General features: G+C 63.1%; 19 protein-coding genes and 1 pseudogene. 17 read left to right on the top strand and 3 right to left on the bottom strand.

Annotated elements, in window-relative coordinates; genetic code table 11:
* Nucleotides 1–12: 12 nt before the first annotated feature.
* The 10 genes and pseudogenes from GTW58_RS09325 to GTW58_RS09280 all read left to right on the top strand — a co-directional run bounded on the left by GTW58_RS09325 (nt 13) and on the right by GTW58_RS09280 (nt 13,372).
* Nucleotides 13–1,407: an NAD-dependent succinate-semialdehyde dehydrogenase gene (locus GTW58_RS09325; RefSeq protein WP_119933116.1), complete on the top strand. Its 1,395-nt coding sequence runs from the start codon at nt 13–15 to the stop codon at nt 1,405–1,407.
* An 11-nt stretch (nt 1,408–1,418) separates the two neighbouring features.
* Nucleotides 1,419–3,056: pseudogene (locus GTW58_RS09320) on the top strand (thiamine pyrophosphate-binding protein).
* A gap of 304 nt (nt 3,057–3,360) precedes the next feature.
* On the top strand, nt 3,361–4,626 hold the full coding sequence (urtA, locus tag GTW58_RS09315) for an urea ABC transporter substrate-binding protein (RefSeq protein WP_047687910.1): 1,266 nt from the start codon (nt 3,361–3,363) through the stop codon (nt 4,624–4,626).
* Nucleotides 4,627–4,698: 72 nt separating this feature from the next.
* Nucleotides 4,699–5,583 carry an urea ABC transporter permease subunit UrtB gene (gene urtB / locus GTW58_RS09310; RefSeq protein ID WP_119933115.1) on the top strand — a complete coding sequence of 295 codons (885 nt, stop codon included), beginning with the start codon at nt 4,699–4,701 and terminating at the stop codon, nt 5,581–5,583.
* Nucleotides 5,580–6,788 (top strand): urea ABC transporter permease subunit UrtC, encoded by a 1,209-nt coding sequence (gene urtC / locus GTW58_RS09305; protein ID WP_119933114.1) that lies wholly within the window; start codon nt 5,580–5,582, stop codon nt 6,786–6,788. Before urtB ends, urtC begins: the two co-directional genes overlap by 4 nt.
* Nucleotides 6,785–7,627 (top strand): urea ABC transporter ATP-binding protein UrtD, encoded by an 843-nt coding sequence (gene urtD, locus GTW58_RS09300; RefSeq protein ID WP_119933113.1) that lies wholly within the window; start codon nt 6,785–6,787, stop codon nt 7,625–7,627. The genes urtC and urtD overlap by 4 nt, the downstream gene beginning before the upstream one ends.
* Nucleotides 7,627–8,319 (top strand): ATP-binding cassette domain-containing protein, encoded by a 693-nt coding sequence (locus tag GTW58_RS09295; RefSeq protein WP_119933112.1) that lies wholly within the window; start codon nt 7,627–7,629, stop codon nt 8,317–8,319. Before urtD ends, GTW58_RS09295 begins: the two co-directional genes overlap by 1 nt.
* A 175-nt stretch (nt 8,320–8,494) precedes the next feature.
* Nucleotides 8,495–9,139, top strand: coding sequence for a DNA methyltransferase family protein (locus tag GTW58_RS09290; RefSeq protein ID WP_119933146.1), 645 nt, complete (start codon nt 8,495–8,497; stop codon nt 9,137–9,139).
* Nucleotides 9,140–9,180: 41 nt separating this feature from the next.
* Nucleotides 9,181–10,809 carry an Eco57I restriction-modification methylase domain-containing protein gene (locus GTW58_RS09285; protein ID WP_232818052.1) on the top strand — a complete coding sequence of 543 codons (1,629 nt, stop codon included), beginning with the start codon at nt 9,181–9,183 and terminating at the stop codon, nt 10,807–10,809.
* A 124-nt stretch (nt 10,810–10,933) separates the two neighbouring features.
* On the top strand, nt 10,934–13,372 hold the full coding sequence (locus GTW58_RS09280; RefSeq protein WP_232818051.1) for a restriction endonuclease: 2,439 nt from the start codon (nt 10,934–10,936) through the stop codon (nt 13,370–13,372).
* A 74-nt stretch (nt 13,373–13,446) separates the two neighbouring features.
* Here GTW58_RS09280 and GTW58_RS09275 read toward each other — a convergent pair whose 3' ends face one another.
* Nucleotides 13,447–14,706: an ATP-binding protein gene (locus GTW58_RS09275; RefSeq protein WP_119933109.1), complete on the bottom strand. Its 1,260-nt coding sequence runs from the start codon at nt 14,704–14,706 to the stop codon at nt 13,447–13,449.
* Between the two features lie 178 nt (nt 14,707–14,884).
* Here GTW58_RS09275 and GTW58_RS09270 point away from each other — a divergent pair, with 178 nt between their 5' ends.
* From GTW58_RS09270 to GTW58_RS09240, 7 genes are all read left to right on the top strand, one after another.
* Nucleotides 14,885–15,544, top strand: coding sequence for an urease subunit gamma (locus GTW58_RS09270; protein WP_119933108.1), 660 nt, complete (start codon nt 14,885–14,887; stop codon nt 15,542–15,544).
* Nucleotides 15,534–17,258: an urease subunit alpha gene (locus GTW58_RS09265; protein WP_047687904.1), complete on the top strand. Its 1,725-nt coding sequence runs from the start codon at nt 15,534–15,536 to the stop codon at nt 17,256–17,258. The genes GTW58_RS09270 and GTW58_RS09265 overlap by 11 nt, the downstream gene beginning before the upstream one ends.
* A gap of 39 nt (nt 17,259–17,297) precedes the next feature.
* Nucleotides 17,298–17,786, top strand: a complete 489-nt coding sequence (ureE, locus tag GTW58_RS09260; RefSeq protein ID WP_047687902.1) for an urease accessory protein UreE — start codon at nt 17,298–17,300, stop codon at nt 17,784–17,786.
* 2 nt (nt 17,787–17,788) lie between these two features.
* Nucleotides 17,789–18,469, top strand: coding sequence for an urease accessory protein UreF (locus GTW58_RS09255; RefSeq protein WP_189587277.1), 681 nt, complete (start codon nt 17,789–17,791; stop codon nt 18,467–18,469).
* A gap of 50 nt (nt 18,470–18,519) precedes the next feature.
* Entirely contained in the window at nt 18,520–19,140 is a 621-nt protein-coding gene (gene ureG / locus GTW58_RS09250) for an urease accessory protein UreG (protein ID WP_119933107.1), read from the top strand.
* 13 nt (nt 19,141–19,153) lie between these two features.
* Nucleotides 19,154–20,068: an urease accessory protein UreD gene (locus GTW58_RS09245; protein ID WP_119933106.1), complete on the top strand. Its 915-nt coding sequence runs from the start codon at nt 19,154–19,156 to the stop codon at nt 20,066–20,068.
* 112 nt (nt 20,069–20,180) lie between these two features.
* The gene (locus GTW58_RS09240) at nt 20,181–21,194 is read left to right on the top strand and encodes a HoxN/HupN/NixA family nickel/cobalt transporter (RefSeq protein WP_232818049.1); all 1,014 of its coding nucleotides are present in this window, start codon (nt 20,181–20,183) and stop codon (nt 21,192–21,194) included.
* 42 nt (nt 21,195–21,236) lie between these two features.
* Here GTW58_RS09240 and GTW58_RS09235 read toward each other — a convergent pair whose 3' ends face one another.
* Both GTW58_RS09235 and ald read right to left on the bottom strand, forming a co-directional pair.
* The gene (locus GTW58_RS09235) at nt 21,237–21,806 is read right to left on the bottom strand and encodes a CPBP family intramembrane glutamic endopeptidase (protein WP_119933104.1); all 570 of its coding nucleotides are present in this window, start codon (nt 21,804–21,806) and stop codon (nt 21,237–21,239) included.
* 328 nt (nt 21,807–22,134) lie between these two features.
* The gene (ald, locus tag GTW58_RS09230) at nt 22,135–23,226 is read right to left on the bottom strand and encodes an alanine dehydrogenase (RefSeq protein ID WP_119933103.1); all 1,092 of its coding nucleotides are present in this window, start codon (nt 23,224–23,226) and stop codon (nt 22,135–22,137) included.
* Nucleotides 23,227–23,452 lie beyond the last annotated feature (226 nt).

The raw sequence follows: 23,452 nt of genomic DNA, 5'->3' as shown, positions 1-23,452 counted from the left end.
CAGGAGATGGACATGAGCAACGCGTTGCATTACAAAACCGTGAATCCGGCCACCGGTCAGACCGTGGCCGAGTACGACGGTCTGACGGATGACCAGATCGAGGACGTTCTGGTGCGCGCTGAAGCTGGGTATGCCGAGTGGCGTGCCACTCCCATTGAGGAGCGGGCGCGAATCGTGACCAACATTGCGGAGCTGTTCAAGAACCGAGCGGACGACCTTGCGGCCATTGCCACCCAGGAGATGGGCAAGCCATTGGGTGAATCCCGCGGGGAGGCCGAGTTCTGTGCCGACATCTTTGACTACTACGCCAAACAAGGCCCCACGCTGGCTGCGGATCAGCCCATCAAATCCACGGTTGAAGGCAAGGCAGTCATCCAGTCACTGCCCATCGGGGTGCTGCTGGGGATCATGCCCTGGAACTACCCGTTCTACCAGGTGGCCCGTTTTGCCGCCCCCAACCTGATGTTGGGCAACGTTTTGCTGCTCAAGCACGCGGAGTCATGCCCGCAAGCGGCCTTGGCCATCCAGGAACTCATGCGGGATGCCGGGCTGCCGGAGGGCGTGTACCAGAACATCTTTGCCAGCCATGACCAGATCGAGCAGATCATTGGCGACCCCCGGGTCCAGGGTGTGTCCTTGACGGGTTCCGAGCGTGCAGGTGCCAAGGTGGCCGCAATCGCCGGCAGCAACCTCAAGAAGGCCGTGTTGGAGTTGGGTGGGTCCGATCCGTTCATCGTCCTGGACACCAAGGACCTGGCGGAGACCGCCAAGTTGGCCTTTGAAACCCGGATCGAAAACACCGGACAGGCCTGCAACTCCAACAAGAGGATCATTGTCTCCTCAGAGATCTACGACGACTTTGTGGCCGAGATGGTGCGCCTGACCAAACAGCTGGAACCGGCCGATCCGGCGTCGGAAAAGCCCAACACCTATGGCCCCATGTCCTCCCGAGCGGCTGCGGAAACTCTGGATGAGCAGGTCAAGAAGGCCGTGGAGGAAGGCGCCACCCTGCACGTAGGAGGTGAACTCTCCGAGGGCCCGGAGGCCTACTTCAGCCCGGCCGTACTCACCGACGTCAAGCCCGGCACGGAGGCCTACAAGGAAGAGCTGTTCGGCCCGGTGATTGTGGTCTACAAGGTGGAATCGGACCAGGAAGCATTGGCCCTGGCCAACGACACCGCCTTTGGTCTGGGCGGATCCGTGCACTCCACGGATCCCAAGCGGGCCGAGGCCATTGCCCAACTGCTGGACGTGGGCATGAGCGCGGTCAATGCGGCGTCGGCGGAGACCGCGGAGATGCCGTTCGGTGGTGTCAAGCGCTCCGGGTACGGACGCGAATTGGGTCCGCTGGGCATGAACGAGTTCGTCAACAAACGCCTGCTGTTCATCGCCGGTCCTGAGGACTGACTACTTTCGCCGTGAGATCACCACTAGGAGCACACTGTGCCCCCCCCCGACGCACCACCGGCCGCGCCGTCCTGGAAACCCTCAAGGGCTACGGGATCGACACCGTGTTCGGCATCCCCGGAACGCATTCGCTGGAGTTCTACCGGCCCATGCGTGAACTCGGAATCCGTGCCGTCACACCCCGGCATGAACAAGGCGCGGCTTGCGGTGCGGACGGGTGGAGCCTGGTGTCCGGGCTTCCCGGCGTGGTCATCACGACGTCGGGCCCCGGGTTGCTCAATTCTCTCTCCGGGGCTGCCACCGCCTACGCGGAGTCCCGACCCATGATCCTGCTCTCCCCGGGGCGTCCGCTGGGACAGGACTTCCGGGACATCGGGGACCTCCACGAAACCAAGGACCCCTCCGGTACGGTCAACTCGATCGTGGGCAGGAGCCGCCGGGTCACCCACGGCTGCGAGGCAATCACCATGATCCACGACGCCATGCGGGACTTCACCCACTCCCGCCCGCGGCCCGTCCACATTGAAATCCCCCTGGACATCCTGGAAGCGGAGCTGGACTACACGGAGCATCAGGTTGCCCCGCGGCCACTGGGAACCCCGCAGCCGGCTCCGGTGGACGACGTCGAACGGGCGGCCCGGGCCCTGCGCCAAGCTGAACGCCCCGTGATTCTGGCCGGTGGGGGATCTCTGGCGGCCGGCACGGACCTGCTGCAACTGGCCGAAAAGCTTGAAGCCCCGGTGATCACCACCACCAACGGCAAGGGCGCCATCCCGGAGCGGCACCGGCTGTCCCTGGGTGCTGACCTGCGGTTGAGCACCGCACATGAGTTCCTGCGATCTGCCGATGCCCTGCTGGTGATCGGCTCCAAGGTGGGGGCTGCTGAACTGTGGGGTGGAGACATCACCTCGGACGGGCCCATCATCCGCGTGGACATCATGCGCGATCAGATGTTGTGCAACCTGGACCCGGAGATCGAGCTGCCGGGCAACTCGGCCGCCGTCGTACCGCAACTGATCGAGGCCCTGGGTGATCTGGGGGAGCGGGCGGCGCAGGATCTGACGGAGGTGTTCGCGCGCCTGGATCAGGAGGGGCGCCAGTGGGCGCCAGAGCTGGCCGAGCTCAACGAGGCGATCATGAATGCCGTCCCGGCAGACACCATCATTGGCGGGGACTCCTCCCAAGTCACGTACATGGGCTCCACCACGTTCTTCCGGGCGCAGCAGCCGAATTCGCTGCTCTACATGGGCACCTACGCCACGTTGGGCTACGGGCTGCCGGCCTCGATCGGGGCCAAACTGGCTGCACCCGATCGCCCGGTGGTGTGCCTGGTGGGCGACGGCGCCTTGATGTTCTCCATCTAGGAGCTCATGACCGCGGTGGAGCTGGGGATCACGTTGCCGATCGTGTGCGTGGACAACGGCGGCTACGGGGAGATCCGGGCCAACATGGAGGACCGCTCCATCGAGCCCCTGGCAGTGGATCTGCAGCAGCCGAACTGGGTGGCGTTGGCGGAGGCCTTGGGGGCTCGGGGGACGTCAGCCACCACGGATGACGTGGCCGATCGCGTGCTGGCGGCGTTGGAGGCCGATGGCCCCACGCTCATTCATCTGCCGATCGCCAAGAGTGTGGAGACACCGACCGTGTGAACGCGTGCGCGGTCGCGGCTCCACCCGCTGCGACCGCACCGTGAGATCACCTCTTACCGGTGAAATCACCGCCAGTTGGGTGTCATCTCAGCAGCAGGTGGTGATCTCACGGTGGGTGGACGTCGGCCAGGGCGTCAGGCGGGTATCAGGTGGAGCGGAAATCTGTGGTTAACGCCGGACACTCAGCTGTAACTCGCTGAGTGAGGACTGGAAACACACTCGGACAAACGGCGAAACACAGCGTCCCTAGCCTCAGTGCTGTCTTGACCGCAGCGGGTTCTCCCGCCGTTCCGAGGGAGCCGCCGTGTCCGCTCGTACCACCGTGAGCGCAGTTCTGAGCCTGGTTGCCGCTTTGACGATCACCGGTTGTGGCCAGCGCTACGACCCTCAGGCGGAGGCGGCTGCAGAGCAGGTGCCGCAGGCATCGTGCGTGGATACCAGCGGAGATACCGTCAAGGTGGGGTTGCTGAACTCCCTGTCAGGCACCATGGCGGTGAGTGAGACCACGGTGAACCGCTCCCTGAACATGGCGATCGATGAGATCAACGCTGACGGTGGGGTTTTGGGCAAACAGATTGAACCCGTCACGGAGGACGGCGCCAGTGAGCCCACCATTTTTGCCGAACGCGCGGGCAAGCTGATCCGTCAGGACTGTGTGGCAGCCACGTTTGGTGGCTGGACGTCAGCCTCCCGCAAGGCCATGCTCCCGGTGTTCGAGGCCCAGAACTCCCTGCTGTTCTACCCCGTTCAGTACGAGGGGCTGGAGGCTTCTCCCAACATCTTCTACTCGGGGGCCACCACCAACCAGCAGATCATCCCGGCCCTGGACTGGATGCGGGAACAGGGTCACAAGAAGATCTTCCTGGTGGGCTCGGATTACGTCTTCCCGCGCACGGCCAACCGGATCATCAACGCCTACGCACAAGCCCATGACATGGAGATCGTGGGCGAGGAATACGTGCCCATGGGCTCCACGGAGTTCTCCACGATCGTGAACAAGGCCATGGCATCGGATGCGGACGCGGTGTTCAACACCTTGAACGGGGATTCCAACGTGGCGTTCTTCCGGCAGTACAACGCCGTGGGCCTGGACCCGGAGACCATGCCCGTGATGTCCGTGTCCATCGCGGAGGAAGAAGTGCCGGGCATCGGCGTGGACAACATCCAGGGTCAGTACGTGGCCTGGGACTACTACCAGACCATCCAGACCCCCACCAATGACCAATTCGTGGCCAACTTCAAGGACCGCTACGGCCAGAACCAGGTGACCTCCGACCCCATGGAGGCCGCCTACACCTCGGTGTACCTGTGGAAGGCCATGGTGGAGGAGGCCGGGTCCTTTGACGTCGCCGCTGTTCAGGAGGCCGTTGACACCGGGGAGATCACCTATGACGCACCCGAAGGTGAAGTGACCGTGGATGGGGAGACCCAGCACATCTCCAAGACCCCGCGGATCGGTCAGATTCGCGACGACGGTTTGATCGACACCGTCTGGGAAGCCCCCGAGCCTGTGGTTCCGGACCCGTTCCTGGAGACCTATCCCTGGGCGGATTCCATCACCGGGGCCTGATGCCTGCGGCCCCACCGCACATCGGCGTTTTTTCCCAGCACCACACCAACACCCTTCAGAAAGGGGGCGCACGTGGAGATTCTGATCAGCCAAGTTTTTGCGGGCCTGAGCCTGGGCTCGGTCCTGCTGCTGGCAGCAGTCGGCTTGTCTCTGACTTTTGGTCAGATGGGCGTGATCAACATGGCTCACGGCGAGTTCATCATGGCCGGTGCCTACACGGCTTTCACGGTTCAGCAGGTTCTGGGCAGCGCTGGGGTTTCCTTGCTGGTCAGTCTCCCGTTGGCCTTTCTGATCGGCGGCACATTGGGTCTGATCCTGGAGGCCACGCTGCTACGGCGGATGTACCACCGTCCGTTGGACACCTTGCTGGTGACCTTTGGTGTCAGCCTGATCCTGCAGCAACTGGCCCGGGACATTTTTGGAGCGCCCTCGGTTGACGTTCGACTGCCTGAGTTCTTGTCCGGTCCCGTGATGATCCTGGGCACCCCGGTTCCGGCCTCGCGCGTGTTCATCCTGGTACTGACGGTTGTGGTGGTGGCAGGGCTTTCCCTGCTGCTGTCCAAGACGTCCCTGGGGCGCCGCATCCGCGCAGTCGTGCAGTCCCGCGACCTTGCGGAGGCCTCCGGTATCTCCTCCCGCCGCACGGACGCCCTGACGTTCTTCATTGGTTCGGGCCTGGCCGGGGTGGCCGGCGTGGCCATCACCTTGATCGGCTCCACCAGTCCCACGTTGGGCACCACATACATCGTGGACGCGTTCCTGGTGGTGGTGGCCGGTGGCATCGGTCAGATCCGCGGTGCGGTGATCGCCGCAGCGGGTCTGGGCTTGCTGCAGGTCTTCTTTGAATTCGGCACCACCGCGTCCATTGCCAAGGTGATTGTCCTGGTGATCGTGGTGGCCTTCCTCCAGATCCGCCCACAGGGCATTGTGGCCACTCAAACCAGGGGGTTGGCATGACCACCACAGTTTCACCCCAACAAACAACGACGACGCCGCCCACCACCGGTTCCGCTGAACTGCCCTCCGTGGCAGAGGGAGCCGGGGTGTGGACCACCGGGCCGCGCGGCGCCCTGCTGGGACTGGGCATCGGGGCGGTGCTGCTCCTGGTGATTGCACCGCTGACCCTGGGCGGGTTTGGGTTGGACCTGCTGGGCCGATACCTGTGTGTGGCCATGGTGGCCGTGGGCATCGGACTGGCCTGGGGCCGTGGTGGGATGTTGACCATGGGCCAAGGCGTGTACTTCGGGCTGGGCGCTTACATCATGGCCATGCACATGACTCTGGCGGACACCACGCTCGAGGGGGAAACCATCCCCACGTTCATGCGCCAGAACGGCGTGGAGCAGCTGCCCGAACTGTGGGGGATCGTGCAGCACCCGGTGGTTGCGGTGGCCGCGGTCATCCTGGTGCCCACGGGTGTCGCCGGGCTGCTGGGGTGGGCCATCTTCTCCCGGCGGGTCAAAGGCGCCTACTTTGCCATCCTGTCCCAGGCGTTGGCTGCCGCATTCGCCGTGCTGATCATCGGCCAGCCGGTGCTGACCAACGGTTCCAACGGCCTGTCCAACTTCCACTCTCTGTTCGGCTGGGACCTCTCTGATCAGGCCAACCGCACCGTGTTGTTCCTGGTGGTTGCCGCAGTGCTGCTGGTCATGCTGGCCGTCACCTGGCAGTTGTACCGCTCCCGGTTCGGCGAACTGCTGGTGGCGGTCCGTGATCAGGAGGAGCGTGTGCGCTTCCTGGGGTATGACCCCGCCTTGATCAAGACCGTGGCCTACATGATCGCTGCTCTCTTTGCAGCCATTGGCGGTGCCTTGTTTGTGCCGGTGGTGGGGATCATCTCCCCGGCGGACATCGGCGTGGTCCCATCCATCGCGTTCCTGATCGGGGTGGCCATCGGTGGCCGCTCCACGTGGCTCGGCCCGGTCCTGGGATCCATTGCGGTCTCCTTTGCCGGCACGCAGCTGGCATCAGCTTTCCCCTCCTTCTGGGTCTACCTCCAGGGTCTGCTGTTCATCCTGGTCATCGGGTTCCTCCCCGGCGGGTTGGCTTCGGTACTGGGGCTGGTGCGGCGTCGTCGTTCCCAGGGTGCGAACGACGACGGCGGCCAAGCGGCGGGAAGCACCACGGCACCAGTGAGTTCAGAACAGGAGGCAACACGATGAGCCGCGACCACCGCCCCAGTTATCTGGAGATCCGCGATCTACGCGTGGTCTTTGACAAGTTCGTTGCCGTTGACGGTGTTGACCTGCGGGTTGAGCAAGGTGATCTGCGGTTCCTGATCGGCCCCAACGGTGCGGGCAAGACCACCACCATCGACGCCGTGACGGCCCTGGCACCGGCCCAAGGATCCATCAATCACAACGGGCACGAGCTGGTGGGACGCAAGACTCACAAGATCGTGCGGTACGGGGTGGGGAGGACCTTCCAGACGGCCAGTGTGTTCGAGGACCTCACCGTCCTGCAGAACCTGGACATCGCAGCTGGGCTGCGCAGACGACCGCGGGACATGGTGCGGACCCGTCAAGAGGTGTCTCCGCGGATTCTTGAGGTCATGGAGACCACAGGTCTGAGTCGGCACCAGGAGACCAAGGCCGGGGTGCTGTCCCACGGGCAGAAGCAATGGCTGGAAATCGGGATGCTGATGGTCCAGGACGCCACGGTGTTGTTGCTGGATGAACCCGTGGCCGGGATGAGCCAGGGCGAACGCGACGCCACCGGCGAGCTGCTGACCAAACTGGCCGCCGATCACGTGGTGGTTGTGGTGGAACACGACATGGAGTTCCTGCGCAAATACGCCCAGTCCGTGACTGTGATGGCCGCCGGAAAGGTCATTGCCGAAGGTACCGTGGCGCAGGTCCAGGCCGATTCCACCGTGCAGGAAATCTATCTGGGAACCGCCGGGACCAAGAGCCTGGAGGAAGCCAAGGTGGAGGCCGAACTGCTGGGCCTGGACCCGGAGGCCGTGGCCGTTTCCGGCAGTACACAGAGCAAGGAGAACTGATGTTCGCACTGGAAGGTGTGCGCTCCGGGTACGGACGCACGGAAGTAGTGCACGGTATTGACCTCACCATTGCCGACGACGGCGTGACCACCGTCCTGGGGCACAACGGGGCGGGCAAGACCACCCTGTTGAAAACGGTCATGGGACTGCTGCCGGTGCGCTCCGGGCGGATCACCTGGGACGGGAAGGACATCACCCGGATGTCAGCCCACCAACGGGTTCGTGAAGGTCTGGCCTGGGTCCCCCAGGGGCAACAGTCTTTCGGCACCCTGACCACACGCGAAAACCTGTTGGTGGTGGCAGAAGCGCATCCCGGTGGACGGGGGCGACTGGAGGAGGTTGTGGCCATGTTCCCGGCCCTGGAACCTCTGATGGACCGCCGGGCGGGGCTGCTCTCCGGAGGCCAACGGCAACAACTCTCCATCGCCCGTGCCTTGTTGACCGGGCCGCGTCTTCTGGTGCTGGATGAACCGTCGGAAGGCATCCAGCCGTCAGTGGTCCAGGAGATCGAGGAGAAGATCGTGGGCCTGGCCTCCCGCTCCGGAACCCAGGTGCTGCTGGCCGAGCAGAAGGTCGGCTTTGCCCTGGACGCTGCCGATCAGTACACCGTGCTGGCCACGGGTCGAGTGGTCCGCTCCGGACGAGCCGATGAAGCCGCTGTGGATGCCGCGAGGGAGGCGCTCGCGGTGTGAGTGCGGGTGGTTTGGGTTCGGCGTCTGTGACCTCCTTCTGGCCCTGGGTTGCTCTGGCATCGGCGCGGGCCACGGTCGTGAGCCAGTCAAAGTCGAGACTGCTCCTGATGGGGTCGAAGTGCCTATGATTATGGTCCTTGGCCTGTCTGCGCCATGGAGCAAGGGAGAAGTGGCTGTGACGCTGAATGAAGCCCAGCGCTTGGTGAAGTCTAAGCAGCGCGTTGCTGATCATGGTGAGGTGTTCACACCGGCGTGGATGGTTGACGACATGCTTGATCTTGTCAAGCCAGAGTCCGAACGTATCGACTCCCGTGTTCTTGAACCAACCTGTGGCTCGGGCAATTTTCTGGTCCCGGTGCTTGCCCGCAAGCTGGTCACCGTCCAGCTTCGTCACGGCAAGAGCGAGTTCGAGAAGCGCCACTATGCTCTGTTTGCGCTTATGTGTCTGTACGGTATCGAGCTCCTCACTGATAATGCCGAAGAATGCCGAGATAACCTTGATGAGGTATTCAACGCGTTCCTGGGTGTCAGTCATGATGATCAGTGGGCACAAGCGGCGCGTGCGGTCCTTGCGGTGAATATCGTCCAGGGTGATGCCTTGACAATGACCACAGTGACTGGCCAACCGATCACTTTTCCTGAATGGGGCTACCTGGGCAAGGGAAAGTTCCAGAGGCGTGACTTCCGCTATGACGAACTCACCAAGCGTGCCTCGTACGAAGGCAGCCTGTTCGGCGAGCTTGACGACAAGGACTTGTTCGTCCCCGCGCAGACTTACCTGACGATGACCGTCGCCCAGATCGCCGGGGCCGCCACGTGACCCTTGCGCCTTTCAACTTACGAGCACACAACCCGGATGTCTTGACCTGCATCGCAAACCTCTCCAACGATGAGGTCTTCACTCCGCCGGAATTTGCGAACCAGATGCTCGACACGCTTGCCGCCGCGTGGGCAGATGCCAACGACGGCGCGGACATCTGGGCAAATCCGGATGTCACGTTCCTGGATCCGTTCACCAAGTCCGGGGTGTTCCTCCGTGAGATCGTGCGTCGGCTCACAGACGGCTTGATCTTGGCGATCCCTGACCTAGCCGAACGCGTCGATCACGTCCTGACCCGTCAGGTGTTCGGCATCGGGATCACCGAGCTCACTGCACTGCTGGCTCGACGGAGCGTTTACTGCTCGAAGCTCGCCAACGGTCCTCACTCTATTGCCGCGTCGTTCACGACCAAGGACGGCAACATCTGGTTTGACCGCACCGAACACACTTGGGGCGGCGGCAAACCCGAGTTCCGCGCCGATCCCCTCACGAGTGAAGAGATCGCGGTCTACACCAACCGCAAGTGTGTTTACTGCGGGGCGGGCGAGGATGACTATGGCCGTGGTCATAACCTCGAGACTCACGCATATGCCTTCATTCACACCGACGACATCAAAGCTCGCATGGCCGAGCTGTTCGGAGACAACATGCAGTTCGACGTCATCATCGGAAACCCGCCCTACCAGCTCAGCGACGGCGGACACGGAACCAGTGCTGCGCCGATCTATCAACTCTTCGTAGAGCAGGCCAAGAAGCTTGATCCCCGCTTCCTCACGATGGTCATTCCCTCCAGATGGTTTGCCGGTGGCAAGGGATTGGAGGATTTCCGCGAGTCGATGCTCAAAGACGGACGCCTTCGCTCGATAGACGACTTCCTCAGTGCGGCTGATGTCTTTCCCGGCGTTGGTCTCAAGGGTGGCGTGAACTACTTCCTCTGGGATCGCGACCATCCTGGAGAGTGCGTGGTGACGACCCACTTCAAAGGATGGGATGACTCGACCGACACCCGGCCGCTACTCGAAGAAGGCGCCGATGTCTTCATACGCTTCAATGAGGGTGTTTCCATCCTGAAGAAGATCATGAAAGTCGAGCTCGCAGGGCAGCCGAGCGTTTCCCTCCCGGCCGAGAAGAGCTTCAGCGAACTTGTGAGTTCGGCCCGTGCGTTCGGGTTGCGGACCTTCTTCAAGGCGAAGTCGGTTGCCGGCCCCGAGGATGTGAAGGTCTACCAGAACGGTGGCATCGGCTACATCGCGAGGAGTGAAGTGGCTTCTGGCAAAGCGTTGATCGACAAGTGGAAGATCTTTGTCAGCTACGCGGCTCCGGGTACCGGCAATAAGGACTCGTATCCCCACCGCGTCATCAGCACGCCATTCCTCGGCGAACCCGGGAGTATCTCCACGGAGACATACCTGGCCATCGGCCCCTTCGATTCGAAGGACGAAGCAGAGAGTGCGCTCACGTACCTGTCCTGCCGGTTGACGCGCTTGTTGATTCAGCTCCGAAAGGCCTCCCAGCATGTTACGAGCAGGGTCTACGGCTTCGTGCCTGTTCAAGAGTGGACCAAGCAGTGGACCGACTCTGACTTGTATGCGAAATACCGTCTGACCGATGAGGAGATCGCTTTCGTCGAGAAAGTAGTCCGTCCGATGGAGTTGGGAATCGATGAGTAGAAGTCTCGACGAGCTTCTCCCGGAGAGGCCGAAGGCACGTCTACGCATATACGCGTGGTCGCCGAATGATCCACCCGCGGGATATCCGGGACTGCTGAAGGTGGGGCAGACGACCAAGACGGACGTGAACGCCCGCATCCGCGAGTCGCAGGGTCAGATGCAGCAGGCCTACAGGCTCCACGTGGATGAGCTCGCCGAACGCGGCGATGGGTCGATCTTCCGCGACACAGATGTGCGTCAACGGTTGGTCGACAAGGGCTTCGAGAACCCGATCTTCGGCTCAGCGCGAGAGTGGATGCGGTGCACGCCAGACGATGTGCGCACGGCGATCACCGAGCTTCGCACTGGTGTGAAACTCACTGGAACCCATCATGAGACTTTCCCCATGCGACCCGAGCAGGTCAGCGCCGTCGAGAAGGCGCAGGGCTACTTCGAGTCGATTTGGGCCGAGGATTACCACGCAGTGCCGCGCTTCCTGTGGAACGCCAAGATGCGCTTCGGAAAGACCTTCGCCTCCTATCAGCTCGCGAAGCGGCTCGGCGCGAGACGCATCCTCGTGGTCACCTTCAAGCCCGCGGTGGAAGATGCCTGGCAGACCGACCTGGAGTCTCACGCCGACTTCGACGGCTGGCAGTACCTCTCCTCGGCTACCGGGGGTAGCCCGGACGATGCCGACGTGACGAGACCGCTGGTCTACTTTGGCTCGTTCCAGGACCTGCTCGGGCGCGACCGGAAGACCGGGCTCATCAAAGCGAAGAACGAGTGGGTTCACACCACCAACTGGGACCTCGTCATCTTCGACGAGTACCACTTCGGTGCCTGGCGAGAGTCCGCCAAGGAGCTGTTCGAGGGCGAGGACGAGAAGGTCAAGCAGAAGGAACTGGCCGCCGAGTACAACGACGGTCTCGTGGCCTTCGACGAGGAGCTTGACGAGCTCGGCAACGACGAGGACGACTTCCTGCCGATCACCACCCGCGCTTACCTGTACCTGTCGGGAACCCCGTTCAAGGCGCTGGCAACCGGTGAGTTCATTGAGGAGCAAATCTTCAACTGGACCTACACCGACGAGCAGCGTGCCAAGGCCGAGTACGCCGTCGCGCATCCGAACGCCTGGAACCCGTATGGGGCACTCCCGGAGATGCGCCTGTTCACCTACCAGATGCCCGACGAGCTCATCGCCGTCGCGAACCAGGGAGAGTTCGACGAGTTCGACCTCAACGAGTTCTTTGAGGCAAAGGGAATCGGCAAGGACGCCGAATTCACCCACAAGACCGACGTTCAGAAGTGGCTCGACCTCATCCGCGGCGCTCACCTGCCCACGCAGGTCGATGCCATGCGAATGGGCACCCGCCCGCCCTTCCCATACTCCGATGTACGGCTCCTGCCATACCTGCAGCACTCATTCTGGTTCCTACCCAATGTGGCTGCCTGCCAGGCGATGGCCAACCTGCTCGCGGAGAAGCAGAACGTGTTCTGGCACGACTACAAGGTCCTCGTCGTCGCAGGCACTGGCGCGGGCATCGGCCTGGATGCCCTCCCACCGGTGCGAGCGGCGATCGGTGACGGCCACGACACGAAGACGATCACCCTCTCCTGCGGCAAGCTCACCACGGGTGTGACCGTCAAGCAGTGGTCCTCGATCCTGATGCTGCGCAACCTTAACTCGCCCGAGACCTATTTCCAGGCCGCGTTCCGCGTGCAGTCGCCGTGGTCGATCAAGAACCCCGACGGCGACAACCCGAGCGCCGAAGCAGTGCTCAAGCCGGTGTGCTTTGTGTTCGACTTCGCGCCGACCCGGGCGCTGCGTCAGATCGCCGACTACGGTGCGGGCCTGTCGCCGGAGACGCCGAACCCGGAGCAGGCCGTGGAGGAGCTCGTGAAGTTCCTACCCGTGTTGGCCTACGACGGGTCGAACATGACTCAGGTCGATGCCGGCGGCATCCTCGACATCGCGATGTCGGGCACCTCCGCGACCCTCCTGGCCCGCAAGTGGGAGTCCGCGATCCTCGTCAATGTAGACAACGACACTCTGCGCAAGATCATGAACAACCCTGACGCACTCAACGCTGTCATGAACATCGAAGGCTTCCGCGCACTCGGTAGTGACGTCATTGAGACCGTCGTGAACAAGAGCGACGCCGTGAAGAAGGCGAAGAAGGAGAAGGGCGAGGACCTCACTCCGGCGGAGAGGAAGGAACTCACCGCGGAGGAGAAGGAGTACAAGTCCAAGCGGAAGCAGATTCAGGAGAAGCTGGTCAAGTTCGCCACCCGTATTCCGGCGTTCATGTACCTCACTGACTTCCGCGAGAACACCCTTCAGGATGTCATCACCAAGCTCGAACCGGGCCTGTTCCGCACGGTAACGGGGCTGACCGTCGAGGACTTTCATTTGCTCGTAAACCTCGGCGTATTCAACGCGACTCACATGAATCAGGCCGTCTTCGCATTCCGGCGATATGAGGATGCGTCTTTGTCTTACGCCGGTATCGAGTCCCACGAGGGACTGCGTAGCTACGGCCTCTACGACACGGTCGTCGCCATTGACGAAGAGTCCATTTCCTAATTATCGGCGCGGCCTCCCAGGAAAGTCGTATGTGTGGCAGGCTCCCGCAGTATACGGAAGCATGCCGAGCCACATCAAAAGGTTGGATGCCCCCACAACGAGCTGATGGGCAGGACGTGGAGCCAGTCATGCAGGTGGGCAACCTCAGTGCCGGTGTGTAGCACAACCCCCACCACCTCCCGGTCTGGCACGTGATCTCGGAACTGCTTGAGTCCCGCCCATGATCGGTCGTTTACGGTTCGCGCACTCTTGACCTCAATCGCAATCAGCCGTCCGTCCGAGAGTTCAAGAAGTAGATCAACCTCGGGACCATCGTGGTCCCGGTAGTGATAGAGCTCGAAGAGCTGCTCTGACCATGTGCGTTGCCGTTGGAGTTCAAGAGCGACGAACTGTTCCACCAACGTCCCGTAGAACTCGCGTCCTCCGATCGTCGCGGCCATCGGCGCGGTGAATCCAGCCAGGTGGGCGGTCAGCCCCGTGTCGGTCAGTGACACTTTGGGACGTTTGGAGAGCCGGCTCCGCGGGGTGCGGCGCCAAGGGGCTGTGGTGGTCACCAGGCGCATGACTTGAGCCAAGCGGAGGTATGAGTCGAGCGTGGTTTCCGAGATCCCCAGGGTTCGGGCCTCCTTGGCTTTCACCAGCTCGGATTGGCCTTGCGCGGCAAGCAGGCGAAGTACAGCGGCCATGTGATCCGCAAAACCGCCCGATTGGAGATCGCGTGCGTCATGGTCTGCTAGCCGGGCGGTGTAGGAGGCAAACCAACGATCCCTCCGGCGCCCGGACCTGGTGAGAACCTCTGGATAGCCCCCGCTGACCACTGTTTGGGGGTCGAGGGGGAGGAAAGCATCGTCTGACTGTGCTCCTTCCAGTACCCACGACACGAAGTCTTCCGGGGAGGAGCGACGGCTGATTTCGCCTTGGCTCAAGGTCATGAGTTCAACGGTCTCCGCCCGGCCCGCGAGGGAATCGCCCACACCCTTCACGTGCAGCAGGTCCGCGGAGCCGGTGAGCAGGAAGCGGCCCGGGCGCCGCTGGCGGTCCACGGACGCCTTGATGGGCAGGATCAGGTCAGGGGCGCGTTGAGCCTCATCAACCACCAACATGCCTTGCCCCGCTCGCTCCACGAAGAACTGTGGATCCTCCGTGGCTAGGGATCGACTGTAGGGGTCGTCCAGGGACACGACGGTGGTTTCCCTGTCTGTGGAGGCCATCTGAGCAAGCGTGCTCTTGCCCACTTGACGGGCGCCCTGGAGGACAACGACAGGGGTGTCTCCAAGCGCTTCTTGAACCAGTGACAGAGCATGTCGGGGGTAGGATCCGGCGGTCTCATCCATGAGTCCATCATGCCCCAACTTGGAGATTTTCGGACCTGAACTTGGAGATTTTCGGACCTGAACCTGGAGATTTTCGGAGCGGGTAGCTCATTCGACCAGCCGCCAGGGAGCCGCCGGTGTTGAATCGACCTCTGGTCCTGGACACAAGCCCGAAACGTGTCCCCGCTACGGTCGAAACATGTACCTGACGCCCCGGGAACAAGAGAAACTGCAGATTGTTGTGGCCGGTGACCTGGCCCGACGTCGTCGTGACCGTGGACTGAAACTGAATCATCCGGAGGCGGTTGCGCTGATCACCGCTGAGCTGTTGGAAGCCGCCCGTGACGGGCGCACCGTGGCCGACCTGATGTCCTGGGGAGCCACCATTTTGACCGCCGAGCAGGTCATGGATGGGGTGCCGGAAATGATCCACTCCGTCCAGGTGGAGGCCACGTTCCCGGACGGCACCAAGTTGGTGACCGTGCACGAGCCCATCCGCCCGGGGCCGGATGCCACAAATGCCTCAACGCAGAACCGCTTGATTCCCGGTGAATACGTGCTGCGGGACGAGCCCGTGGTGATCAACCCGGATCGGCCCACGGTGGAGGTGGAGGTCATCAACCGCGGGGACCGGCCGGTCCAGGTGGGCTCCCACTTCCCGTTCGCCCAGGCCAATCCCGGCTTGGAGTTCAACCGTGCGGCAACGATGGGACACCGTCTGGACATCCCTGCGGGCACTGCCGTGCGATTTGAACCAGGGGATGCCAAAACGGTGCGGTTGGTCAGCTTTGCGGGGACAGGCCAGATCGCCCGGAGTGCCGGGGCATCAGTAGACCAGGAGGCCAACCATGGCGCGTGAACTGAGCCGCTCCGAATACACCTCCCTCTACGGGCCCACCGTCGGTGACAAAGTGCGCCTGGCGGACACCGAACTGTTCGCGGAGGTGGAACAGGATCTTACCAACCGCAATCTGGCCAACCCCGGGAACGAGGTGGTTTTTGGAGGCGGAAAGGTCATCCGCGACGGCATGGGACACAACGGGAGGTTGACCCGGGCGGACGGCGTGGTGGACACCGTGATCACCAATGCCCTGATCATCGATCACTCAGGGGTGTTCAAGGCGGACGTCGGGATGGTGGACGGGCGCCTCAGTGCGATCGGCAAAGCCGGTAACCCAGATGTGATGGATGGCGTGGACATTCTGATCGGGGCCGCCACGGAGGTCATTGCCGGGGAGCACAAGATCCTAACGGCAGGCGGTGTGGACACGCACATCCATTTCATCGGTACGGATCAGATCGGCACCGCACTGGCCTCCGGGATCACCACCATGATCGGCGGCGGAACGGGCCCGGCCGAAGGCTCCAAGGCCACCACCATCACACCGGGACCGTGGCACGTCGAACGCATGTTGCAGGCACTTGATGCCTACCCCATGAACTTCGGCCTGCTGGGCAAGGGCCACACCTCGGCACAGGACCCTTTGGAGGAGCAGGTGCGGGCCGGGGTGGTGGGCTTCAAGATCCACGAGGATTGGGGTGCCACCCACGGATCCATTGACGCAGCCCTGACCGCTGCGGACCGCTTTGACCTGCAGGTTGCCATTCACACGGACACCCTCAACGAATGCGGGTTCGTGGAGGACACCATCCGCGCGATCGACGGCCGGGTGATCCACACGTTCCACACCGAAGGTGCTGGTGGTGGCCACGCCCCGGACATCATCTCCATGGCGGCCATGCCCAACGTGCTGCCGTCCTCCACCAATCCCACCCTGCCTTTCACCAGAAACACGGCCGAAGAGCACTTGGACATGCTCATGGTTTGCCACCACCTCAACCCCTCCATCCCGGAGGACGTGGCCTTTGCGGACTCCCGGATCCGCCCGGAGACCATTGCCGCCGAGGACGTCCTGCATGATCTGGGGGTGTTCTCCATGACCTCCTCGGACTCCCAAGCCATGGGCCGTGTGGGGGAAGTGGTCCTGCGGACGTGGCAGTTGGCGGACCAGATGAAAAAGCGCACCGGGCCGTTGGCGGGTGACCAGCATGCGGACAACTTCCGGATCCGCCGCTACGTCTCCAAGTACACGATCAATCCGGCCATCAGCCACGGCATCGCCGACCACGTTGGCTCGGTTGAGGTGGGAAAGCTCGCGGACCTGGTGCTCTGGGAGCCCGCATTCTTTGGCGTCAAACCCGCCGCCGTGCTCAAGAGCGGGCAGATCGTCCACTCCGTGATGGGGGACCCCAACGCGTCCATTCCCACGCCGCAGCCGCAGCTCATGCGGGACGCCTTTGGCGCCCAGGGGCAGGCACCCGCGCACAACTCCGTGCACTTTGTCTCCGGTGCCGCACATGACGACGACGTCCGCACCCGATTCGGCCTGGCTAAGAAGACCCTGCCCGTGGGCGGAATCCGTGGCCTGACCAAAGCAGATCTGAAGCACAACGGGCAGACGCCGCAGATAGAAGTTGACCCGCAGACCTACCAGGTGCGGGTGGACGGTGAGCTGATCACAGCCGAGCCGGCCCAGGAATTGGCCATGGCCCAGCGCTACTTCCTGTTCTGAGCATCTTCCAAACCCCTGTACTTCCAAGGAGCCGAACCGTTGATTGTTGATTCCATTCAGGGCAACCTGCATGACCTCTCTGAGGAAGAGAAGGTTGACCTGCATGTTGAACGCGTGGCGATGGAGGGGGCTGCCCTGCGCCAGCGGGTGCAGCGTGTGACCACCGATCACGGCAATGAGCTGGGGCTACGGCTGACCGAGCGCCGTGAACTGCGTGATGGGGACATCCTGCACCGGGAGGGGCGCAACGTCGTCGTCGTCTCCACTCTGCCCACGGAGGTTCTGGCCATTGCTCCGGCAACGGTGGAGGAAGCTGCCTTTGTTGCTCATTCGCTGGGCAACCGCCACCTGCCGGCACAGTTCTTTGGTCCGGACGCCCAGTTCACGGGTCTGGAGGGTCACAGCGGGGTCATGGTGGTTCAGTACGACCACACCTCAGAGCACTTCCTGACCGAGCACACGGTGCGCTTTGCCCGGGTGGACCGGGTCATGGAAGTTCCTTTCCGCCATGCCGAGCACACGCACTGACCGTGATCGGCGATGAATCCGGGCTGCTCACCGTTCTGCAATTCGCGGACTCGGCCCTGCCCACCGGTGCCTTCAGCCAGTCACTGGGCCTGGAAACGGCCATCCACGACGACGCCGTCCATGACGAGGCCACATTTCAGACCTGGCTCCACCGTTTCCTGCACCACCAACTGGCACCGGCGGACGGCTGGGCCATCCGCGCCGTGGTGCGTGACGGCCTGTATGCCCTGCGAGTGGACGCCATGCTGCACGCCATGAGCCTTCCGGTACAGGTCAGGGAGGCCAATGCGGCCATGGGGAGGCGGGCCGTGCAGATCGCGGCAGAGAATTTCCCCAGCCTGGAGATCACCGACTACGCGGCGCTGGTCTCCACCCGCCGGGCTGTGGGCAGTGTCCCGGTGGTCCTGGCGCTCTTGGCGCGTGAGCACGGCATCCACTGGCGGGATGCCTGTGCCGCCCACGTGTTCACGTCGCTGACCGCCCTGACACAGAACGCGGTGCGGGGTATTCCCATCGGGCAGAACGCCGGTCAGCGGGTGCTGCGGGCCATGCACCCGGAGGTGACGCGTGCTGTGGACCGGGTGGCTGCACTGACGGAGGACCAGGTGGGTGCGGTCAGCCCCGCGCTGGAGATAGATCAGATGCGTCACGCCTGGCAACGGGCCCGGATGTTCATGTCATGAGACGGCGGCTGGTGTCGTCGTGAATCACCACCAACACAAAGGAGGCGCAGATGAAAACTGAACCAATACGGATCGGTGTGGGAGGGCCAGTGGGGGCCGGCAAGACCCAGTTGGTGGAGCGCATTACCCGTGCGATGGACGGCGAGGTGTCCACGGCGGCGATCACCAATGACATCTACACGATCGAGGACGCCAAGATCCTGGCGCGTACCTCCGTGTTGGATGAGGACCGCATTGTGGGGCTCGAAACCGGAGGCTGTCCGCACACAGCCATTCGGGAAGACACCTCCATGAACGAGGCGGCCATTGAGCAGTTGGTGAGAAGGCACCCGGATCTGCAGGTGATTTTTGTGGAGTCCGGCGGGGACAATCTCTCCGCCACGTTCTCCCCGGAGTTGGTGGATTTTTCGATCTACATCATTGATGTGGCACAGGGGGAGAAGATCCCGCGCAAGGCAGGTCAGGGCATGATCAAGTCGGATCTGTTTGTGATCAACAAAACTGATTTGGCGCCGTACGTGGGGGCGGATCTGTCCGTGATGGAAGCCGACTCGCGGGTGTTTCGGAAGGACAAGCCGTTCGCCTTCACCAACCTGAAAACGGATGAGGGCCTGGACACGGTGTTGGACTGGATCCGTCGGGACGTGTTGATGCTCGACTTGGCACAGTGACCGGGGATTCTCTGTGGTGATCGACGCGGTGACCCGGACAGGTGCTGCCCATGACGTGGAGCTGACCGGAGGCTTGTTGCTCCAGGTCGAACACCGTGGCGGCCGCCATGTGGTGACCGGTCAACGCCATCAGGGTGCGCTGCGACTGTTGCGTCCCCTGTACCTGGACTCCTCCGGCCAGCCGTGTCTGACCGTGGTCAACCCTGGTGGCGGTTATGTGGGTGGGGACCGGTACCGATTGGCCGTTGCGGTGGGATCGGAGGCATCCGCTCTGGTGACCACCCAATCCGCCACCAAGGTGTACCGGACGCCAGGCCGGGCCGTGGTCCAGGAACAGACCTTCACCGTGGGAGCCGGCGGCACCTTGGAGGTGATTCCGGACCCATTGATCGCTTATCAGGACGCCGACTACCTGCAGCGCACGGAAGTGGTGGTCAGTCCGGATGCACGTGCGGTCCTGACGGACGTGGTGACGCCGGGTTGGGCCCCGGACGGTTCGCTCCACCGGTGGTCCTCGGTGCTGCTGCGAACCACACTTGCCCGGCCCCACGGTGGGCTGATCAGTCTGGACACCCTGCACCTGGTTCCTGACGACGACGCCGTGGCCGATCACGGGTTCCTGCCCGGACGGACCCATCTGGGCACCCTGCTGGCGGTGGCTCCGGAGATCGACTGGGCAGTGATCGAGGTAGTCCATGACCTGTTGACCAAACGGGAGGCCGAGGTGACCGGGCTGCGGGCGGGCGTCACGGGATTGGCCGAGCCCGCTGGTGTCGCGCAAGGCACCCGGGGTTCGGCTGCCGCCGGTCTGGCTGTCCGAGTTTTGGGTCCGGGAACTTCCGCTGTTGAAGACCTGCTGCTGGATGTGCACGCAGCGCTGCGGCGTCGTTGGGGAAATCAAGGGCGACTGAACGCCCGGAAGTACTAACCAGATGCACGTGCCCGGAAACTCTGGAGGGGAGACCACCATGTCAACACTCACGCGACCACTCGCTCAGCCGCGGGGGGTGAGAGCGCGGGAGCACAGGTCCACCGTGGTGGTGTCCCTGACCGTTGTGCTCTTGCACGCGGTGGGTTGGGGGCTGCTGCTGTTCACGGTGGTTCCTGCCGATCTGAGCTTGGGCGTACAGGCCGATGGAACACCTGCGGTGTTCACCGGCGCACTGGGGGTCACGGCCTTCCTGCTGGGTGTGCGCCACGCTTTTGATGCCGACCACATTGCGGCGATCGACAACACCACACGGCGTTTGCTTGCCGAAAACCGACCCGCCTCAACGGTTGGTTTCTGGTTCTCCATGGGCCATTCCACCGTGGTTGTGGGATTGTGCCTGCTCCTGGCCTTCGGACTTTCCGCTCTGATGGACCCTGTGGCGGACCAAGATTCCGCATGGCATCACTTCACCGGCGTGTGGGGGCCGCTGGTGGCCGGGATATTTCTGCTGGTGATTGCGGCTTTGAACGTCCAGACCCTGCGGCGGATTCTGGTCACTCGCTCCGCTTGCTCTGGCCAGGAGGACGGGAATGCTCATCTGACTCAGGCGGCCACCCACCGCCACATGACGGTGGGTCCTGTGACCCGCGTGCTGGACCGACTCGGCGCGCATATCCGCACCCCGCGTCAGATGTACGTGGTGGGGTTGCTGTTCGGCTTTGGATTCGACACCGCCACGGAGATCAGCCTGCTCCTGTTGGCCGGGACCGCAGGGTTGGCAGCTGTGCCGTGGTGGGCCGTTCTCACGCTGCCCCTTCTTTTCACGGCGGGCATGAGCACCTTTGACCTGGCCCAAGGTTGGGTGGCTCGCCGAGCCTACGGGTGGGCAGATGCTCACCCGCGGCGGCTTCTGACCTACAACATCGGGATCACCACCCTGTCCGTGGTGGTGGCGCTGGTGGTGGGTGCAGCGTCGTTGTCCGGTGCGCTGGCGGAATGGTTCGGGACTCCGGATCTGTTCGCGTGGACCGAGGCCGTTGGGCTGGAAGCGTGGGGCTTTGTGCTGGCGACCGTCCTGTTGGTTGCCTGGCTCGGTGTCAGGTTGGTTCGTGTGCGGTCATGAGATGCAGAACAGCACGGCACCCAGAACTGATGCGCTGACCACTCAACTCATGATCACCGGTGCCCAGAGGTTTCCGTACCAGAGTCTGGATGCCGTCAACGCCACACCCAAGATCAGGCTGAACAGGATCGATGCTGCATCCAGGTGTACTGCTGCAAAGACCACCACCGTGATGGTTGCAGCCGCAGGGATCGGCAAGTGCTGCAGCAGCCAGTCCAACAGGACCCGGCGGAAGAGGACCTCTTGGGCCAAAGCCATCACCAGGCTCGGGACCAGCGCCAGCATCAAGCCCTGCGCAGTTTCAGGTCTGATCTGTGAAAGCGGACCGGCGCCTGGCCGCAAGCTCATGACGTCGAGGGCGAGGCCTACGGCGGCGATCCCTACGCTGGCCACCACGCCCGTGGTTGTGGCGCCGGTTGCACCAAAGGCCAACCCACCCAGAATCACGCCGAGTGTGGCGCCCAGGTCCGTCACCAGGACCAGCACCCCGGCGTAGAGAACATCCCTGAGCGAGGGGTTCGGTGCCAAAGTCTTGACGTGGGCTTTCCGGCGTTGTGCATCCGCCCAGCTGCGAGGCTGCGCCCCCGTAGTCAATGATCCTGTGCTGATCATGACGCTGACTCTCCCATCTCTCCACTCCCCATGGAGTTTCCGGGTCCCGGAGGGAGTACGTGGTCCCCGGCCTACATCGAATTCTGACCGGTCAGCTCACCTGAGGTGCATCCAACGGTGAGTGACCCCATCGATCTCCACCTGCTGCTTTCATTTTATGCATGCACATGAGTATGCATGTCTCCGCGCAGTGAGATCACCGGTGAATGCTGAGGTGACCCGCAACAGGGTGTCATCTCAGCATTCACCGGTGATCTCACGGGCAGCGGGACCGTGGCCAGCCGGGCGGGGTGGGCCGGCAAGCCCCAGCGGGGCTCGCGGGCAGGACTCAGGCGGCCGGCAGGTCCGGGAACTCTGCTGCGATGGCCGAGTGCTGGATCTTGCCTCCGGAGACCAGAACGCCGCGGCTCAATGCAGTGTTCTCCTGGCAGGCCGTCTGCCACCCGGAGTGGGCCAGCTGCAGAGCAAACGGCAATGTGGCGTTGGTCAGCCCGTATGTGGAGGTCACCGGAACTGCCCCAGGCATGTTGGCCACACAGTAGAACGTGGCCGGGCCAACCGTGAATGTGGGGTCATCGTGTGAGGTGGCTCGGGTGTCCTCAAAACACCCACCTTGGTCTACGGCAATGTCCACCAGCACGGAGCCATCCATCATCCTCTCCACCAGCTCATGCGGGACCACCTTGGGTGCCTTGCGGCCAGGAACCAGGACTGCACCGATCACAAGGTCGGAGCGCAGCAGACACTTTTCGATTTCGTACGGGCTGGACACCACCGTGCGCACCCGCCCGCCGTACTGGTCATCCACTCGGCGCAGGGCATCGATGGACAGGTCGAGCACTGTCACGTCTGCCCCCAGCCCCACCAGCTGGCTCAACGCGTTGGAGCCGGCGTTTCCAGCACCGATCACGGTGGCCACCGCCGGGCGAACACCCGGAATCCCCGGAACCAGCAGGCCACGCCCACCGCTCGTGGCCAGCAACAGGTGGGAGCCCACCAGGGCAGCCATCCGCCCCGCAACCTCGGACATGGGCGCCAGGAGGGGCAGGGCGCCGTCGTCGGTCTCCACGTTTTCATAGGCGATGGCCGTGGTTCCGGCCTCCACCAGCGCCCTGGTCAGTTCTTCTGAAGCGGCCAAATGCAGATAGGTGAACAACACCAGGTCAGAACGCAGGTAGCCGTACTCGGACGGGATGGGCTCCTTGACCTTGAGCACCAGCTCCACACCCCACGCCTCCTCCACGGAGACCATGCGGGCGCCCGCTTCCACGTACTCCTCATCAGGGATGCGCGAACCCGCCCCGGCGCCCTGTTCAACCACGACGTCGTGGCCTTGGCTCACCAGCTGATGTACCCCTGCCGGGGTGATCGCCACGCGATCTTCCTGGTTCTTGGTCTCTTTGGGGATGCCGATGAGCATGGTGAGCCTTTCGTGGAGCCGATGGTGTGCCCGGGCGGCCTGTGGGTGGCACCGAGCGCTGCGGAGTGTTGATCAGCACCCTGCACACCTCCAGTGTGGTCCAGGTCACCGAATCGCTCAATGTTTGGAACACGCTTCAGGCCGGAAAACCGGGGGGTGGATTCATGTGGTGGTTGCAACACCGGTTTTGTGGTCGGTGTTCAGCAACTGCGTGAGGACCTCAGCA

The sequence above is a fragment of the Kocuria subflava genome (assembly GCF_012163155.1).
Lineage (GTDB): Bacteria > Actinomycetota > Actinomycetes > Actinomycetales > Micrococcaceae > Kocuria > Kocuria subflava.
The sequence above is the reverse complement of the archived record's forward strand: the minus strand, read 5'-3'. Positions and strand labels throughout refer to the sequence as shown.